Below are 17,712 nucleotides of genomic sequence, written 5' to 3' on the forward strand. Positions count from 1 at the left end.
GGCATATCCAACCTGACCGGAGACTATTTCGGCACAGGAGTTATGGCAGCTAATTTTTTCCTGCACAAAGGGTACAAATCATTTGCCTACTATGGCCTGATGGATACAGTTTGGGGACGTGAGCGGGGAGAAGGATTTAAGAAAGCCGTAACCGGCAAGGGCTATCAGGTATACGACTTCGATAACAGGAAACAGATTCAAAGTGAAAAGTGGAATTTCGATGTCGAGCAGGTAAGCAAATGGTTGCTGAGCCTTCCTAAGCCGATCGCCCTCTTTGCCTGTGACGATCATTACGCCTTGCAGATCACTGAGGTATGTAAGATGTATGATATTAACATCCCGGAAGACATAGCCGTACTGGGAGTAGACAACGACAAACTGCTATGCAATATCTCGGCCCACAACTATCATCTATTGAACTGGATATTGAGAATGGAGGATATGAGGCTGGCAAACTACTCCACCAGTTCATTGAGAAAAAGATCGTTTCGCCCGTCGATATTATCATCAAACCTGTACGAATTGTTCCCCGTGCCTCAACCGAACGTTTTGCCGTATCCGATAAATACATCGGACAGATACTGCACTATATCGACAATAACTACCAAAATTCCTTGTCAATAGACGATCTCATTCAAATGGTTCCTTTCTCAAGGCGTGTTCTGGAGAAAAAATTTAAAAAAGAGACCGGTACCTCTATATACCAGTATCTCCAGGAACTCCGCATAGAGAAATTTGCCGATTTATTAATTACAACCGACCTTCCGCTGGTAGAAGCGGCAGCTAAATCAGGTTTCACAGACTACAAGAATATTTCCCGGATTTTTATTAAGACAAAAGAAATGACTCCCTTCCAATACAGGAAACACTTTACCCCTAAAAATAAATGAAATCAAATGAGCCCCATCCGGGATTGTTCGTTTTTTGAGGATTTTATTTCGCAATCAACCACATAATAGAAGATTCTTTATACTTACTTTGTATTGTTTGAACATTAAACTTGTATTATTATGGGAACAATATCAGTATCACACGAAAACGAGGTAACACGTAAAATCATAACCAATGGGAAATTAATCCTACCGGACAGCATCCTGGAAGACGGTTATATCATCATTGAAAACGGGAAAATAGCCGCAATCGATAAAGGTCTCCCTACTCTAAACGATTCAGATGAGATCATTGATGCCGCACACCAATACATTTCACCCGGATTCATTGATTTACATACGCACGGAGCCGGAGGAGCCGATTTTATGGACGGTACGGTTAAAGCCTACCTAACTGTCGCCAAAACACATGCCCGCTATGGAACCACGGCTTTACTACCTACAACATTGACTTGTCCAGATGAAGAACTTTTCAATACTTTTGAAATTTACCGACAAGCAAAAAAACAAAATACAACTGGTGCAAAATTTCTGGGCCTTCATCTGGAAGGTCCCTACTTCTCCTACAACCAACGCGGAGCCCAGGACCCTACCAACCTAAAAGTTCCGATACCGGAACATTACACTAAGATACTGAGTGCCACAGATGATATCATCCGTTGGAGTATCGCACCAGAACTCGAAGGAGCTCTTGAACTGGGTAAACTATTGAGTAAAAAACAGATAATCCCTTCCGTCGGCCACACCGACGCTATCTGTGAAGATATTATAGAAGCCCATAAAGCTGGGTACAGCCTGATGACACATCTTTATTCGGGAATGCAAACCGTTACCCGCCGTAATACCCTTCGCTATGCAGGTGCCGTAGAAGCTGCATTCCTGATAGATAAGATGGATGTCGAAATCATCGCAGACGGCATTCACCTGCCCAAATATTTACTGCAACTCATCCACAAATTCAAAGGCCCGGATAGGATAGCCCTGATTACCGATTCTATGCGTGGTGCAGGAATGCCTGAAGGCGAATACAAATTAGGAAGCTTGAGAGAAGGTCAGACCGTTATAGTAGAAGAAGGCGTAGCCAAACTGCTTGACAGAAGTGCTTTTGCGGGTAGTGTCGCCACAGCAGACCGGTTGGTCCGGACAATGGTCCAACTAGCAGAAATCCCCCTGACAGATGCAGTAAAAATGATAACCGCAACACCAGCCCGGATCCTTCGTATGGAAGATACTATCGGTTCTTTAGAAGTAGGTAAAACCGCTGATATTCTTTTATTCAACGATCAGATCAGAATCTCACGAACTATTATAAACGGACAGACGGTTTACCGGATTTAGCCTATCGGATAGCGTCATTCAATCGACGTATATTTTGACGCATTTTGAAGATTCTATTTCGCAATATGGAGAAAAATGCACTATTTATATATCTACATTTGCCTAATCAGATTTCATAAAATAATTATTACCATGATAACAAGACGTAGTTTTTTGAAAAAAACAATTGCAAGCACGACAATGCTTTCTTTAGGAGGAATACTACCAGGATTCACTCCAAAAAGTTATGCTAATATTATCGGAGCAAACGACCGGATCACAGTGGGAATGGTCGGAGTAAACTCTCGCGGTTTGGCTTTATCCAAAAATTTCGCAAAACAGACTAATTGTAACGTAAGTCATATTTGCGATGTCGACTCAAGAGCACTTAATAAATGTATCTACGAAGTAGAACAGATAACCGGCTCAAAACCCAAAGGAGACAAAGATTTACGCATCATGCTTGAAAATAAAGGATTAGATGCTATTGTCATAGCAACTCCCGATCATTGGCATGCACCTGCTGCTTTACTAGCAATAAAAGCCGGCAAACATGTTTATTTAGAAAAACCTTGTAGTTATGCTCCCGAAGAAGGAGAGATATTGATACAAGCTGTACAAAAATATAATAAAGTGGTTCAAATGGGAAACCAGCGACGGTCGTGGCCTAATGTAGTAGAAGCCATTGAAGAGATAAAAGCCGGAACAATAGGAAATGTTCATTTCGGAAGAGCTTGGTATTCGACAAACCGTGCACCGATAGGAACAGGAAAAGAATGCGCTGTTCCCGAGTGGCTGGATTGGGACTTATGGCAGGGACCTGCCCCTCGTTCTGCCTACAAGGATAATATTGTACACTATAACTGGCACTGGATTTGGAAATGGGGTACCGGAGAAGCATTGAATAACGGTACCCATATGGTCGACCTTTTACGGTGGGGTATGGAGGTCGATTATCCGACAGCTGTACAATCGACAGGTGGTCGGTATTATTACCGAGATGATTGGGAAACACCCGACACCCAGGTTATCAATTTTGATTTCGATGGTAAAAAGTCCATGATGTGGGAAGGGCACAGTTGTAACTCTTATGCCCTTGAAGGATGCCCGGTTGGAGCCATTTTTTACGGAGATAAGACTAATTTATTTATTGACGGAGGCAATTCCTACAAAATTATGGATTTGAAGAATAAAATAATCAAAGAAGTAAACAGTAAAAACACAGTCAATCCCCTCAACCGTATGAATCCTGGAGAACAATTGGATGCTATTCATATTCAAAATTTCTTTAATGGTATCACCAAAGGAGAAAAACTGAATTCGGATATAGTATCAGGACATAAAAGTACTCTTTTAGTTCAATTGGGAAACATTGCCCAACGATCAGCAAGCCGGCTGGAAACTTCACTAGAAAACGGTCATATACAAGATCGACAAATCGCTTATAAATATTGGGGCAGAACATATGAGAAAGGATGGAAAATGGAACTGTGAATTTCAATACAAAGAAAAAATATAACATTTGATTCTAATATTAAACAGATAGCAATATGTCAAATCACAATCAGTTAACCGAAAAAAAGCAAGTTTTCCTGGGAATAGCCATCATCGGAGTCGTATTTTTTATCATCGGTTTCGTATCATGGGTAAACTCAATTCTGATACCTTATTTTAAGATCGCATGCGAACTTACAAATTTTCAGTCTTATTTTGTCACTTTTGCCTTTTATATAGCTTATCTGGTAATGTCGATCCCTGTCGCTTACCTCTTAAAAAGTACCGGCTATAAAAGAGGGATGATGTTCGGTTTTATCTGTTTGTCATGTGGGGCCTTTTTGTTTGTGCCTGCCGCACTAGGACGGATATATGGCATTTTCCTGACAGGACTTTTTATCATGGGAACCGGACTTTCGATTTTACAGGCTGCAGCAAATCCGTATATTACAATAATAGGACCAATAGAGAGTGCCGCCCGCAGAATCAGTGTTATGGGTATTTGTAATAAGTTTGCCGGAATCATTTCTCCTCTCATTTTTGCCGCTGTTGTCCTTCATTCCAGTCAGGAAATAATCCGTTCATTAGAAGAAGGACTGGTTTCGGAAGATGCCAAAGAAATGGTACTAAATGAATTAATACGTGGAGTTATATGGCCATATACCATACTGGGTATTATTCTTTTGGGAATAGGTATATTTATTAATTATTCCTCATTACCGGATATCAATCCTGAACAGGAAAACGAACGGATAGAAAATCTGAACCAAAATAAAACATCGATTTTCCAATTTCCTTATTTAATATTAGGAGTGATAGCATTATTTCTGCATGTGGGTACGCAAGTGATTGCAATCGATACAATTATCCCTTATGCAGGTTCAATGGGAGTCAGTTTACTGGATGCTAAATTTTTTCCGTCTTATACATTAGGTACAACAATTATAGGATACGTTTTCGGCATACTTTTCATTCCTAAAATAGTTTCACAAAAAAATGCGCTCATATTTTGTACGGTATCAGGGTTGATTCTTTCTTTCGGAGTGCTCTGGACCGATCAAATAGTAAGCCTATTCGGACATAAGGCAAATCTGTCTATCTGGTTCTTAGCCTCTTTAGGGCTTCCAAACTCATTGATCTATGCAGGGATTTGGCCACATGCAATCCGTGATTTGGGGCGCTTCACAAAGATGGGAGCATCTCTACTCGTTATGGCTCTATGCGGAAATGCTATACTTCCCCTCATCTATGGGAAATTAGCAGATATCACCTCTTTGCAAAAAGGGTACTGGGTTTTAATTCCATGTTTTATTTACTTGATTTGGTATGCTACGACCGGTTATAAAATTACTGACTGGAAATCCGTATGTAAAATCTATATAAAGAATAAAGGTTAACAATCATGTTTAAATTCAAAGAAAACAAGTTAGATGTTCTGAGTTTCTCAGACAGGCAATCTATGGGAATCAGGGTTGCAACTGATGTAACAGCACGAATAAAGGAATTGTTACAAATCAAACCTGAAATCAATATGTTATTCGCAGCCGCTCCTTCACAGAATGATTTTTTATTAGCCTTAACGGCCGATAAAACAATCCCTTGGGAGCAAATCAACGCTTTCCAAATGGATGAATATATAGGTCTACCGGAAAATGCGCCGCAAAAATTCGGTAATTATCTAAAACAACACCTTTTTGGGAAAGTCTCGTTTAAACATGTATATTATATTCCAGAAGGAGAAAATACACAACTCGACAAATATGAGGAATACGTGAATCTTCTGGGCAAACATCCGATTGACATTGTTTGTCTGGGAATAGGAGAAAATGGACATATAGCCTTTAATGATCCTCACGTTGCTGATTTTAATGATAAGCAGCAAATTAAAATTGTAGAACTGGACTTCAAATGCAGGCAACAGCAAGTGCACGACGGCTGTTTTGACTCTATCGAAGAAGTTCCGACTCATGCGGTAACTCTTACTATTCCGATTTTAATGTCTGCCCAATATTTGTTTTGCATTGTTCCGGGAAAGACAAAATCTCAGGCAATTTATGATACCTTATATAATCCTGTCAATGAAAAATGTCCGGCAACGATTCTTCGTACTAAAGAAAATGTCCGGTTGTATATAGATAAAGATAGTGCATGCTTATTAAAAACGGAATTTGAAAACGAATGTTTAATCTAAAAAATCATTGTTATGAAACACTACTTTTTATTATTTATTCTAATTCAATTGATTGTAACATTACCTGTCCGGTCACAATACACTATCCGATTAGGGATAATAGGACTCGACACTTCTCACTCTACTGCATTCGTGGAATTAATCAATGGAAAGAATCCTCAACCAGAATTTGAAGGTTTTAAAGTCGTTGCAGCATTTCCCTATGGCTCCAGGAACATAGAATCAAGTGCAAAACGTATTCCTGAATATACGGAAACAGTAAAAAAATATGGAGTAAAGATAAGTTCATCCATCGCAAACATGCTTAAGGAAGTGGATTGTGTCTTTCTGGAAACGAATGATGGTACATTACATCTGGAACAGGCAACAGAAGTTATAAAAAGCGGAAAAACTCTATTTATTGACAAACCGATAGCAGCAACACTTCCTGATGTATTAACAATCTACCAATTGGCAGAAAAATATAATGTACCAATCTATTCCTCTTCAGCACTACGTTTTTCCCCAAAAAACCAGGAACTGAGAGCCGGAGTGGGAACCGAAGGAAAAGTCATAGGAGCAGATTGCTATTCGATCTGTAAAAACGAAGCCAATCACGCAGGATTCTATTGGTACGGTATTCACGGAGTAGAAATCCTTTTCACCATCATGAAACAAGGATGCACTTCTGTATCCTGTATCTCAACCGAAAGTACGGATGTAGCAGTCGGGGTATGGAAAGACGGACGTATCGGAACCTACAGAGGAATAAGGGAAGGTGTACAAACTTATGGCGGAACTGCCATCTGCGAAAAGCAAGTTGTTGCAGCCGGAGGATACACCGGATACACAGATTTGCTTAAATCGATACTAACTTTCTTCAAGACCAAAGTCCCCCCTGTCGACAAAGCTGAAACAATTGAAATATACACTTTCATGGAAGCTGCGAACGAGAGTATACGACAAAGAGGAAAGCCCGTAAGCATGGAAGAGACATACACAAAAGCTTTAAAAGCTGTAAAGAAATAATACAAATATGCACCTAAAAAATAATACTATGAACCGAATTTTAATCTTCTTAGGGTTGTTGTTGTGCACATTAGCCAGCAACGCTCAAAACATTCAGCAAGTAACAGGAAAAGTCACGGATAAGATCGGACCTCTTGCCGGAGTGAACATCTTGAATAAAAAGAGAGCCGGTCATGGAACCATGACTGATAGTGAAGGAAATTATTCTATACGAGCTGCAAAGGGAGACATTCTACAGTTTTCATTCGTAGGAATGGAAACAAAAGAAATAGTCGTTGACAAAACAGTTATAAATGTCTTATTATCCGAAAACACTCTACTTTTAGACGAAGTGGTTGCTATCGGTTACGGCACATCTACTAAAAAGGACCTGACAGGAGCTGTTGCTTCTATCAAGTTGGAAGATTCTCCTTCCGCTTCTTTACCAACAGTAAACCTACTCGAATCATTGAAAGGAAGTTTACCAGGTGTCGATATCGGAATGACATCATCAGCCGGTGGTGATCCTTCTCTAAATATACGTGGACAAAATTCTATCTCAGCTTCAAATACCCCTTTATTGGTTGTAGACGGAATTATTGGAGGTAGTTTTTCACAACTGAACCCACAGGACATAGCGACTATCGATGTCCTGAAAGACGCCAGTTCCGCAGCAGTATATGGTTCACGTGCCGCAAACGGAGTTATTATTGTAACAACGAAACGTGGAAAAACTGATAAACCTCATTTAAACCTGAACGCATATTATGGCATCCAGTCATGGACACGCAAACCTAAAATGATGAATGGAGAAAAATATAATCAGTTCAGAAAAGATCAGGCAATTGCCAGCGGGGCATCAGGTGTCGATTTAGGACTCGAATATATATTATTACCGAAAGAATACGAAGCCTATCAGGCAGGATCCGAAATCGACTGGTTTGACGAAGTAACACAATATGCACCGACTCAGAACTATCAGTTAAGCGTTTCCGGGGCGAATGACAAAATTAATTATTATGTATCTGCCAATTATTTAGATCAAAAAGGAATAATTGTTGGCGATAAATATAATAAAGCCTCTTTTCTGGCTAAAATGGATGTCAATGTATTCAAATGGGCTAAAATAGGAATAAATCTTTCCGGCAATATACAGGACTATTCCGGTATGAATGCCAGCGCTTACACTGCGACTTTCATCAGTCCGTGGGGATTCATGAACTCTACTTTTGCCGGGCATGAAGACTGGCTGGAAGTATTTCCCGGCGGTAACACATCCTGGGGTAATCCGTTAATGGATACACACAATATAGACGATATGGACAAACGGAATAACTTCGACGGCAAAGCCTATCTGGAGATTCGGCTACCTTGGATCGAAGGACTAAGCTGGCGTATCAACGGAAGCTATAATCTGAGCCAAAAAAAGGAAGGTCGTTTCTATCATGAAAACTATTACGTGCAAACTATCAAGGAATCGGAAATCCTGAACCCTTCCCAGTTTCTGAAAGATGCTAACGGATATAAAAAAGACACGAACGGCAACAGTTGGCTATTGAATCAGATCCTAAACTATAATCACACATTTGGAGAACACCGGATCGACCTGACATTCATGTCCGAACGACAACGGTCGCACGAAGATGGTGTCCACGCTACGGCACGTGACTTTTCGGAAGCAGGAACGACTGTACTAGGCTATAATTCGTTGGAATTGGGGGCTGCCGATAAAAGAGCAATCGATACTTGGAAAACGCAATCGTCCTCACTGGCCTATCTGGGGCGTATCAATTATGTCTGGCGCAACAGATACCATGTTTCTGCTAGTTTCCGTCGAGATGGTTTCTCCGCTTTTGCAGAAGGACATAAATACGGAAATTTCAAATCAGCAGCCTTAGCATGGACTCTTTCGGAAGAAGAATTCCTTCAAAATAGTATTCTGAGTTACCTGAAGCTCCGTCTGTCATATGGAGAAAACGGAAATCCGTCCATCAAGAATTATGAAACTTTCCCCAAAGTGGGCATTGGTGCTTATATCTTTGGTACTGAGTATGTCAAAAGCCAATATCAAAGTTCGTTGGCCAACAAGACATTGGGATGGGAAAAAACAAATGCGTTTAATGTCGGTACCGACTTCGGCTTATTTAATGACAGGTTGACCGGTAACATAGAATACTACAATTCTAATACGACTAACCTGCTGGTTAAGCGCCGTCTGCCCTCCACCAGCGGATACACTTCCATTTTCGACAATCTGGGAAAAGTAGCAAATTGGGGACTGGAAATAGGTTTACATTCCGTGAACATCGAGACAAAGGACTTTCAATGGAATACATCTGTTTCATTCTGGCTTAACCGTAATAAGATTAAATCGCTTTACGGAATTGATTCGAACAAAGATGGCAAAGAGGACGACGATATCGAGAACAGCTGGTTTATTGGGAAGTCGTTGGGAGCCGTATATGACTATACTTTCGATGGTATCGTACAAACAGACGATATAGAATATCAGGAAAAATATAATATGAAACCCGGTGACGTGAAGTTCAAGGATTTGAATGAGGACGGTAAGATCGACGCAGAGGATAAATCCATCATTGGTTATACAAAGCCCAACTTCACGGTAAACCTAAAGAATACGTTAACATATAAGAACTTCCAACTGTTTTTTGCTATCGACTGGATTGCCGGAGGCGGAAAAAATAATTATTACATACAGAATAACGCAGTTACTTTTGTCCCCAATACAACAGGAACCAGCTGTAATTGGCTGGATAAAGAATACTGGACTCCTGAGACTCCGTCAAATACTGTTCCCCGGGTAAACTATCTTCAACAAAATTATAAATACGGGTTTTATCAGTCAAGAGCTTTTGTACGTTTGCAAGACATATCTTTAAGTTACACATTCAATCCGAGAATACTGGAGAAAACACATGTTTTCACTGACGCTAAAATATTTGTCAGTGGCAAGAACCTGTTAACTTTCACAGGTTGGACAGGGATGGACCCGGAAACCGGTCAACGTATCGGAGGAGGAAACCCCAGCTTTAAAACCGTTAGCTTTGGATTAAACGTTTCATTTTAATTAAAAGGACAACATTATGAAAAAAATAGTAACAATAATATCAATCCTTTTTTCTTTAGGAGCATGTAACGATAGTGCTTTTTTAAGAGAAGAGCCGGAAGACTTTCTGACAATAGACAATGCCTTTTTAAATTACGAACAATTTAAAACAGGAATAAATCAAATGTATGCTCAGGTCAGAGTTTTTTACAATAGTGCGGATACAGATGCGGATTGGGCTATGATGGGAGTCGGAACAGACGCGTTCATGTTACCCGGTGGAAACGGTTCTGATCTGGCATTCAACGATTGGTTAAAAATAGATCCTAATATCAATTACGTAAGCGATTGGTGGAACCGTTGTTTTGCTATAGTCAAAAATTGCAACGAGTTGCTACATCAGTCTGAGAATGAAAGAGTGAGCTGGAATAAGGAAGGGCAAAAAGAAGAAATCCAAGCAGAGATCCGCTTTTTCAGGGCATATGCCTATCGTTGCCTTGCTCATCTTTTTGGAGATGTCCCAATCCTAACAGAGCCGGTCACTGCTCCCAAACTCGATTTTAGGAGAAATAGCCGGACCGATGTTTACAAGTTTTGTATAGAAGATCTGGTATTTGCCACGAAATATCTACCGATCACAACAAGTTCTAAAGGACAAATCGTCCGGGCAGTAGCAGATCATCTTTTAACTGAGATTTACATTGCTTTCGCTGATAATGGAGGAGACTCCAGCTTCTATAACAGCGCAATCGAGGCGGCTACACGTGTATTGGACGGAACAGATGGGAATTACCAACTTATGAAGTCCCGCTTCGGTTCCCGTGCCACCGAACCCGATAAAGACGTATACTGGGATCTTTTCAGAATGGGAAATCAAAATTATCAGGATGGTAATTTGGAATGCCTTTGGGCGATTCAATTCGAATACAATACTCCGGGAGGAACGAACATTTATGACAGGCCGTTACTGGAAAGAGCTTTTTGGCCAAATTTCTGGGCAACTACAAAATTCGGCTACGACGGAGTTGCACGTGACTGGACCGGACGAGGCATCGCCAGAATACGCCCTACCAACTATGCCATTTATACAATATGGCAAAATGCAGAAAATGATATCCGAAATTCAGAGGCTAATATAAATCGGCATTATTATGCCCCCAAACCGATTATAGGAGGAATAGAGATTGATTATGACACAGTCTATTCAACACCGGTAATATTACATGACGGAACGGAACTCATAGTCAAACTCAAACCAGGAGAAGAAATTCAGAAGGAATGGATGACAACACGCGAAGATACGATGAGCCGCTATTTTCCCCGATTCTTCAAATTCGGAACTGATAAACATATCAATGGAAAACCAGATAATGGATATGTCCGTGATATTTATGTTTTCCGTTTAGCAGAAACTTATCTTTTACGTGCGGAAGCTTATCTAAAAAAAGGAGAGAAAGATAAAGCCGCTGCAGATATAAATGAGGTACGAAAACGTTCTAATGCAACTCCGGTCAAAGTCTCACAAGTCGATATCGACTATTTGCTGGATGAACGCGCCAGAGAATTACTAGGAGAAGAATACCGGACAATGACACTTTGCCGCATGCACCTCCTTTATGATCGGACTAAACGGTTCGGTTTTGAGAACTCTGCAGCCACTGTCAGAGAAGTGAATAATCTTTTCCCCATTCCACAATCAGTAATCGATGCTAATTTGGATGCGGAGTTAACACAAAATCCAGGTTATTAAATATCTATAATTATGGAACCAGAAGAGAAACTGACCAGACGCAACTTTTTATCCGGCGTAGCCACTATCGGGTTAAGTAGTACGCTCGGTTCCGGTCTGTTATTTACCTCTTGCTCAGAAAAGGGAAAACAGGAGCCGTTACACCCTGTCGAAGAACTTTATATACCCGAACTACCGGACAAAGCGATCGACGGGAAACCGATCAAGGCCGCTTTGATCGGGTGCGGCGGAAGAGGTATAGGAGCAGCTTTCAACTTTCTCGATGCAGGAAACGACCTGTCTATCGTTGCACTGGCCGATCTCTTCCCGGACAAACTGGAAGCCGGGAAACAACGGCTGAAGGACGGGAAAAACGTCCATATCCCGGACGAAATGTGCTTTACCGGTTTCGACGCCTATCGAAAAGTTTGTGAACTACCGATCGACCTTGTGCTGATCGCATCTCCCAACTGCTTTCATCCCGAGCACATGAAATATGCGATTGAAAAGGGAAAACATGTATTCGTTGAAAAACCGGCAGCCATCGATCCGGCAGGTTACCGTACGTTCGTAGCTGCGGCAAGACAAGCGGTGAATACAGGTATCAACGTCCTGCCCGGTACGCAATATCACTTCGACCGGCCGTTTGTCACCTCTTACCGCAAGGTACAGGAAGGACTTATCGGTTCTATTATATCGGGATATGCCTATTATCATACAGGACGTGACCAATATATCGTTCGTCGTCCGGAATGGAGCGATATGGAATATATGATCCGCGGACATTTCAACTGGAACTGGGTGAACGGCGACCAGATCAGTAACATGCTGATCCACTGGATAGATGTTTTCAACTGGTTCACGCAACTCAAACCGGTTAATGTCATTGCCTATGGTTCCAGGATTCGTAAGAATATAGGTAATGTATACGACAATTTCAGCATGCACTTCGAATATGAAAACGGAGTAATGCTGGAAGGAATGGTCCGAAGGATAGACGGTTGTGACAATGGTGCCGGGATTGTCATTCAGGGGGAAAAAGGCTCGTGGCATAGCAGTGACTTTTCCATCCGTAACAGGAACGGGGAAACAATCTGGCAATACGATCCGGAAGCAGCCAAGTCGAAATTCAAAGTACACGACATGTATACCCTTGAACACATCATGCTGGTCGATCATATCCGGAAAGGGACAGTGCTGGATATAGCCGAAACGGCTGCCACATCTGCCTTAACCGCCGTCATGGCACGGGAATCAGCCTATATAGGAAAAAGATACACATGGCAGCAAATTTCATCGTCTCCCCTGAACATGTTACCGGAACAAATGGCATTGGTCAACGTAGATTTGAAACAATTCGGCGTACCTCTCCCCGGCACCGCGTTCATTGCGGATGACTGACTGGTCATCATAAGCATAGAACACCTGACATACTCTTGTCTGGTTGCCGGGAAAAGTTTTTGCCGACACTGTCGGCAAAATTATCGACAGCGTCGGCAAAGCTTTCGACAGTGTCAGCAATATTGCCGACACTGTCGATAACAAATTACCTGCCTGAAAAAACAAAGAAACTATTAATACTCTCCAGCCTTCCGCCTTTACTCAGCACAATGTTTCTCGCTACATACGACTCGTTCCCAGCCGTATCCGTGCAATACACCATATAAACCTAAATCCGGTGACGGATATATAGATATTTTGTTTCTGACATGAATCTGTAGATACTAATTATTGCCAATAAATAAGAATATCTTACTTTTGTGTGACAAATACGAAAAAAGAAATGCAGATCATACCCAAAGCTAATACCTTACGAAAAAGTGTACTTTTATACCGGGGCATCCGTTACCGCCGCGGTTACGGAGTACATTCGCCTTTCGTCTTCAACCTGATAACAAAGGTAATAGAAGAACGCTGTTCCTATTATAGCTTTTATGATATAGAACTGATCCGGAAACAACTGCTTTTCCGCGACAATATCATCACCTATCCGGACAGGCAGCAGAAAGGGATACTCCGCCGCCGTACGATCGGAGAGATTGTGGAGCGCGAAGCGATCAAGCCCAAGCACGGAGCCTTGCTTTTCCGCCTGGCGAACTATTTCAAGTCGCAAAATATACTTCAACTGGGACCGTCGATGGGGTTATCCACCCTTTATCTGACCTCCTACGCCCCCGGACTGAAATGTATTGCCCTTGAGAATATCCCGGAGTTCGCCTCCATCGCCCGGATCGCTTTCGATAAAGCGGCACGCAACCCGGTGGACCTGCGCACGGGAACGTATAAAGAGTTGCTTCCCCAGGCATTGGAAGACATGGGAAAAGTCGATTTTGTATTTTTTAATACATTATATGAACAACATAACAACGTTTGGTTGTTTAATGAATGTACAAAGCATATCCATAACGATACGATCTTTGTTTTTGAAGGAATCAAGGCAAGCCGTAAAATGAGGAAGTTCTGGAAAGAAGTGTGCGCCCATCCCGAGGTAACGGTGACTATCGACCTCTATTCGATGGGGATCGTATTCTTCAACAAGAAATTACATAAACGCGACTATATAGTCTACTTCTAACGGCAGAGAGCAGATAATAAGAGTGTTGAAAATTAAAAAAAGAAGTATATGAAGAAAAGCCTTATTTATACCGGTGGCGGCGACAAAGGAAAAACCTCCCTTGTAGGAGGCCAGCGGGTATCGAAAGCGCACCAGCGCATAGAAAGTTACGGAACCATCGATGAACTGAATTCATTCATCGGACTGCTTATCACAGCCCTGGACGATCAGGCCGACATCGATTTCCTCTCTTTCATACAGCATAAACTGTTCACCATCGGTTCTTACCTGGCAACCGACCAGGAAACAACCGAACTGAAGATCGAGAGCAAGGTAACCCCCGAAAGCATCGAACGTATCGAACGGGAGATCGACCGCCTGGACAGCGAACTGCCGCAGATGAAAAACTTCATCCTGCCCGGAGGAAGCCGTTCCGCTTCGCTGGCACATGTCTGCCGTACCGTCTGCCGCCGTGCAGAACGCCAGATATACCGTTTGGCCGAAACAAATCCCGTCGAAGAGCCTGTACTTATTTTCGTCAACAGATTGTCTGATTATCTGTTTGTTTTGGCCCGTAAGGAGTGTATTAGGAATAATGGTAAAGAAATTATTTGGGATTATACTTGCATCTAAGAAATATTGTTTTATTTTTGCGGGAAATTTGAGAACCTGACTGTCTTCGGGCAGTTGTTAATACTAGATAACTATGTATTGGACATTAGAGTTAGCTTCGAAGTTGGAAGACGCGCCCTGGCCTGCAACCAAGGATGAATTGATTGACTATGCACAACGTTCTGGTGCGCCGTTAGAAGTAATAGAGAATTTGCAGGAAATGGAAGATGAAGGTGAGATTTATGAATGCATGGAAGATATCTGGCCTGACTATCCAAGTAAAGAAGACTTCTTCTTCAATGAAGAGGAATATTGATGTGCTTTAAAATAAAGTATTGAAATAAAGGCGAGGTAGCGGGCTTGCAGAAGTCCCCTGCCTCGTTTGTTTTTTGCGGTCCATACAATTTATACCTGTTTGCCGCGTTATTGTAGGGGGTGAAACATCTTTCACCCCGTTAGTTATAGTTTAGATGAAGAGAGTCTTCCTGTTTATTATCGCATTGATTACCTGCACGATGAGCGTGCGGGGTCAGATTGATATGCAGTTAAGCCAATACTTCCTGGGACTGGGATATTACAACCCCGCCTATGCCGGAACGACGGGAGATCTGAATATGCTCGGATTGTTCCGCCAACAGTGGATCGGCATGCCCGGAGCCAGTACCTCTTTCTTTGTTATCGCCGATATGCCCTTCAAATTAGGCAGTACGAACAATGGAGTCGGACTGGTTGTAAACACGGAAAGTATCGGATTATTCCAGTATACAAAAGTAGGGGCCCAGTATGCCTATAAGCAGAAATTATTCGGAGGAACTTTAAGTATCGGGTTGCAGGCAGGCATATTCAATGTCGGCTTTGACGGGACAAAGATATATATCCCGGCAGATAATGACTATCACACTCCTGTAGATTCAGACCCCGCTTTGCCCTCAACAGCTGTGCAGGCAATGGCGATCGACCTGAATGCCGGTATTTATTATTCCCACAAACATTTCTATGCCGGTTTCGGAGCCACTCACCTGACAGCGCCCGAAATGGCATTGGGTGAAACGACTAATTATTATATCCCTATGGGATTAAATTTAGTAGGCGGATACAATATTCAGCTCAGGAACCCGTTGTATGAATTACAGCCCTCTGTATTCCTGAAAACAGACATGCAGAGTTTACAGGCGGACATTACCGCCCGAATGGTATATAATAAAATGTTTAACGGAGGTCTTTCCTGGCGTATAAACGAGTCGGTAGTAGTATTATTGGGAGCCACATTCGGCAGATTTCAGGTTGGATATGCTTACGATTTCCCTACCACGGCCATGTTAAAAGGGAGTTCCGGTAGCCACGAAGTGTTGGTGCGCTACCAGTTGAAGTTGAAGAAGACAAAAACAGGAAAGAACAGACACAAAAGTGTACGTATATTATAGTATATGAAAAAAGTATTATTAGTACTTATGGCAGTAGCCTTGCTTACCTCATGTGGTAAATCCCTTTCCGGAGCGGGAGGAGAAGTTACCGGGGTAAGATCTGTGGCTTTTAACGAACCTTCGCCCTACGGCATGGTTCTGATCAAAAGAGGTTCGTTCGAAATGGGACCGGCAGACAAAGACTCCTTATGGGGAATTAACCCTGAAACAAAGGGAGTTTCGTTTGACGCGTTCTGGATGGACGAAACGGAAATAACCAACGCCAAATACCGCCAGTTCGTCTACTGGGTGCGCGACTCCATTATCCGCGAACGCCTGGCCGACCCGGCTTACGGTGGCAACGACCTGTTTAAGATCACGGAAGACCGTTACGGCGAACCCGTCACCCCGCATCTGGACTGGAGCCGTCCGATCCCCTGGAAACGGGCGAACGAAGATGAGCTACGTGCCATCGAAAGCGTTTACTATGTACACCCCATCACCGGCGAAAAACGTCTGGACGAAAAGCAGATGGTCTACAAATACGAATGGTATGACTACACCGGTGCCGCCCTGCGCAAAAACCGCCTGGATCCGGGCGAACGCGTACGTAACACCGATATACAGGTCGATATGAACGAGGTCGTTATGATCTCCAAGGATACCGCCTATATCGACGATGACGGCAACATCATCAACGAAACCCTTACCCGCCCGCTCAGCGGTCCGTGGGATTTCCTTCATACCCGCATCGTAAACGTTTATCCGGATGAAACCTGTTGGGTGAACGACTTCAATAATGCTTACAACGAGCCATACATGCGCATGTACTTCCAGCATCCGGGATATGACGATTATCCTGTCGTAGGTGTCTCCTGGGAACAGGCTACCGCATTCTGCGTATGGCGTACCGATATGTTCAAACAATCGTTGAACTTCCCGGCCGGACAAGCCATCGAGCCGTTCCGCCTGCCGACAGAAGGCGAATGGGAATATGCCGCCCGCTCCGGAAAGAACGAAAACAAATACCCCTGGTCGTCCGACGAACTTCAGAACGCCAAAGGTTGCTTCATGGCAAACTTCAAACCCGGAAAAGGGAACTATACCGAAGACGGTCACCTGATTCCATCCCGCGTAGGCTCTTTCGCCCCGAACCAGTTCGGTTTATATGACATGGCGGGTAACGTGGCAGAATGGACTTCTACCATGTATTCCGAATCGGGTCCGAGCCAGATGAGCGATATGAACCCCGACCTGCGCTACAATGCAGCCAAGGAAGACCCGTATGCGATGAAGAAGAAAGTCGTACGCGGCGGTTCATGGAAAGACGTGGCACAATTTATCCGTTCGGATATGCGCACCTTCGAATACCAGAACGAAACCCGTTCCTATATCGGTTTCCGTTGCGCACGTACACAGATCGGTTTCTCCCGTTCAAAAGGTAAAAAATAATATAAGAAACATACAA

General features: G+C 42.7%; 14 protein-coding genes and 1 pseudogene. All 15 read left to right on the top strand.

What is annotated here, in order from left to right:
• Positions 1 to 99: 99 nt before the first annotated feature.
• Positions 100 to 482, top strand: a pseudogene (locus C825_RS27805) (substrate-binding domain-containing protein); the annotation flags it as partial.
• Positions 483 to 638: 156 nt separating this feature from the next.
• Positions 639 to 890 carry a helix-turn-helix domain-containing protein gene (locus tag C825_RS00580; protein WP_250690630.1) on the top strand — a complete coding sequence of 84 codons (252 nt, stop codon included), beginning with the start codon at positions 639 to 641 and terminating at the stop codon, positions 888 to 890.
• Positions 891 to 1,010: 120 nt separating this feature from the next.
• The gene (gene nagA, locus C825_RS00585) at positions 1,011 to 2,228 is read left to right on the top strand and encodes an N-acetylglucosamine-6-phosphate deacetylase (protein WP_010800978.1); all 1,218 of its coding nucleotides are present in this window, start codon (positions 1,011 to 1,013) and stop codon (positions 2,226 to 2,228) included.
• A 132-nt stretch (positions 2,229 to 2,360) separates the two neighbouring features.
• Positions 2,361 to 3,701, top strand: a complete 1,341-nt coding sequence (locus tag C825_RS00590; protein WP_010800979.1) for a Gfo/Idh/MocA family protein — start codon at positions 2,361 to 2,363, stop codon at positions 3,699 to 3,701.
• Positions 3,702 to 3,757: 56 nt separating this feature from the next.
• Entirely contained in the window at positions 3,758 to 5,098 is a 1,341-nt protein-coding gene (locus C825_RS00595) for a sugar MFS transporter (RefSeq protein WP_010800980.1), read from the top strand.
• A gap of 5 nt (positions 5,099 to 5,103) precedes the next feature.
• On the top strand, positions 5,104 to 5,892 hold the full coding sequence (locus C825_RS00600; RefSeq protein WP_010800981.1) for a 6-phosphogluconolactonase: 789 nt from the start codon (positions 5,104 to 5,106) through the stop codon (positions 5,890 to 5,892).
• Between the two features lie 12 nt (positions 5,893 to 5,904).
• Positions 5,905 to 6,900, top strand: coding sequence for a Gfo/Idh/MocA family protein (locus C825_RS00605; protein ID WP_010800982.1), 996 nt, complete (start codon positions 5,905 to 5,907; stop codon positions 6,898 to 6,900).
• A gap of 28 nt (positions 6,901 to 6,928) precedes the next feature.
• A complete protein-coding gene (locus tag C825_RS00610; protein ID WP_052334427.1) occupies positions 6,929 to 9,967 on the top strand; it encodes a SusC/RagA family TonB-linked outer membrane protein in 3,039 nt (1,012 codons plus the stop codon).
• 16 nt (positions 9,968 to 9,983) lie between these two features.
• Entirely contained in the window at positions 9,984 to 11,696 is a 1,713-nt protein-coding gene (locus tag C825_RS00615) for a RagB/SusD family nutrient uptake outer membrane protein (RefSeq protein ID WP_010800984.1), read from the top strand.
• 12 nt (positions 11,697 to 11,708) lie between these two features.
• Entirely contained in the window at positions 11,709 to 13,076 is a 1,368-nt protein-coding gene (locus C825_RS00620) for a Gfo/Idh/MocA family protein (RefSeq protein ID WP_010800985.1), read from the top strand.
• Positions 13,077 to 13,458: 382 nt separating this feature from the next.
• A complete protein-coding gene (locus tag C825_RS00625; protein ID WP_010800986.1) occupies positions 13,459 to 14,250 on the top strand; it encodes an O-methyltransferase in 792 nt (263 codons plus the stop codon).
• Positions 14,251 to 14,298: 48 nt separating this feature from the next.
• Positions 14,299 to 14,862, top strand: a complete 564-nt coding sequence (locus C825_RS00630; RefSeq protein ID WP_009860151.1) for a cob(I)yrinic acid a,c-diamide adenosyltransferase — start codon at positions 14,299 to 14,301, stop codon at positions 14,860 to 14,862.
• A gap of 73 nt (positions 14,863 to 14,935) precedes the next feature.
• Positions 14,936 to 15,157 (top strand): DUF2795 domain-containing protein, encoded by a 222-nt coding sequence (locus C825_RS00635; protein WP_005633363.1) that lies wholly within the window; start codon positions 14,936 to 14,938, stop codon positions 15,155 to 15,157.
• A 154-nt stretch (positions 15,158 to 15,311) separates the two neighbouring features.
• Positions 15,312 to 16,265 carry a PorP/SprF family type IX secretion system membrane protein gene (locus tag C825_RS00640; protein ID WP_044215075.1) on the top strand — a complete coding sequence of 318 codons (954 nt, stop codon included), beginning with the start codon at positions 15,312 to 15,314 and terminating at the stop codon, positions 16,263 to 16,265.
• Positions 16,266 to 16,268: 3 nt separating this feature from the next.
• On the top strand, positions 16,269 to 17,696 hold the full coding sequence (gene porK / locus C825_RS00645; protein WP_044215073.1) for a T9SS ring complex lipoprotein PorK/GldK: 1,428 nt from the start codon (positions 16,269 to 16,271) through the stop codon (positions 17,694 to 17,696).
• The last annotated feature ends 16 nt before the right edge of the window (positions 17,697 to 17,712 follow it).

The sequence above is a fragment of the Parabacteroides sp. ASF519 genome, from assembly GCF_000364265.2.
Classification (GTDB): domain Bacteria; phylum Bacteroidota; class Bacteroidia; order Bacteroidales; family Tannerellaceae; genus Parabacteroides; species Parabacteroides goldsteinii.

Bases quoted from the DNA above. Each gene is read 5' to 3' on its own strand.
- C825_RS00580 (WP_250690630.1), top strand. From the start codon at position 639: ATGGTTCCTTTCTCAAGGCGTGTTCTGGAGAAAAAATTTAAAAAAGAG.
- nagA (WP_010800978.1), top strand. From the start codon at position 1,011: ATGGGAACAATATCAGTATCACACGAAAACGAGGTAACACGTAAAATC.
- C825_RS00590 (WP_010800979.1), top strand. From the start codon at position 2,361: ATGATAACAAGACGTAGTTTTTTGAAAAAAACAATTGCAAGCACGACA.
- C825_RS00595 (WP_010800980.1), top strand. From the start codon at position 3,758: ATGTCAAATCACAATCAGTTAACCGAAAAAAAGCAAGTTTTCCTGGGA.
- C825_RS00600 (WP_010800981.1), top strand. From the start codon at position 5,104: ATGTTTAAATTCAAAGAAAACAAGTTAGATGTTCTGAGTTTCTCAGAC.
- C825_RS00605 (WP_010800982.1), top strand. From the start codon at position 5,905: ATGAAACACTACTTTTTATTATTTATTCTAATTCAATTGATTGTAACA.
- C825_RS00610 (WP_052334427.1), top strand. From the start codon at position 6,929: ATGAACCGAATTTTAATCTTCTTAGGGTTGTTGTTGTGCACATTAGCC.
- C825_RS00615 (WP_010800984.1), top strand. From the start codon at position 9,984: ATGAAAAAAATAGTAACAATAATATCAATCCTTTTTTCTTTAGGAGCA.
- C825_RS00620 (WP_010800985.1), top strand. From the start codon at position 11,709: ATGGAACCAGAAGAGAAACTGACCAGACGCAACTTTTTATCCGGCGTA.
- C825_RS00625 (WP_010800986.1), top strand. From the start codon at position 13,459: ATGCAGATCATACCCAAAGCTAATACCTTACGAAAAAGTGTACTTTTA.
- C825_RS00630 (WP_009860151.1), top strand. From the start codon at position 14,299: ATGAAGAAAAGCCTTATTTATACCGGTGGCGGCGACAAAGGAAAAACC.
- C825_RS00635 (WP_005633363.1), top strand. From the start codon at position 14,936: ATGTATTGGACATTAGAGTTAGCTTCGAAGTTGGAAGACGCGCCCTGG.
- C825_RS00640 (WP_044215075.1), top strand. From the start codon at position 15,312: ATGAAGAGAGTCTTCCTGTTTATTATCGCATTGATTACCTGCACGATG.
- porK (WP_044215073.1), top strand. From the start codon at position 16,269: ATGAAAAAAGTATTATTAGTACTTATGGCAGTAGCCTTGCTTACCTCA.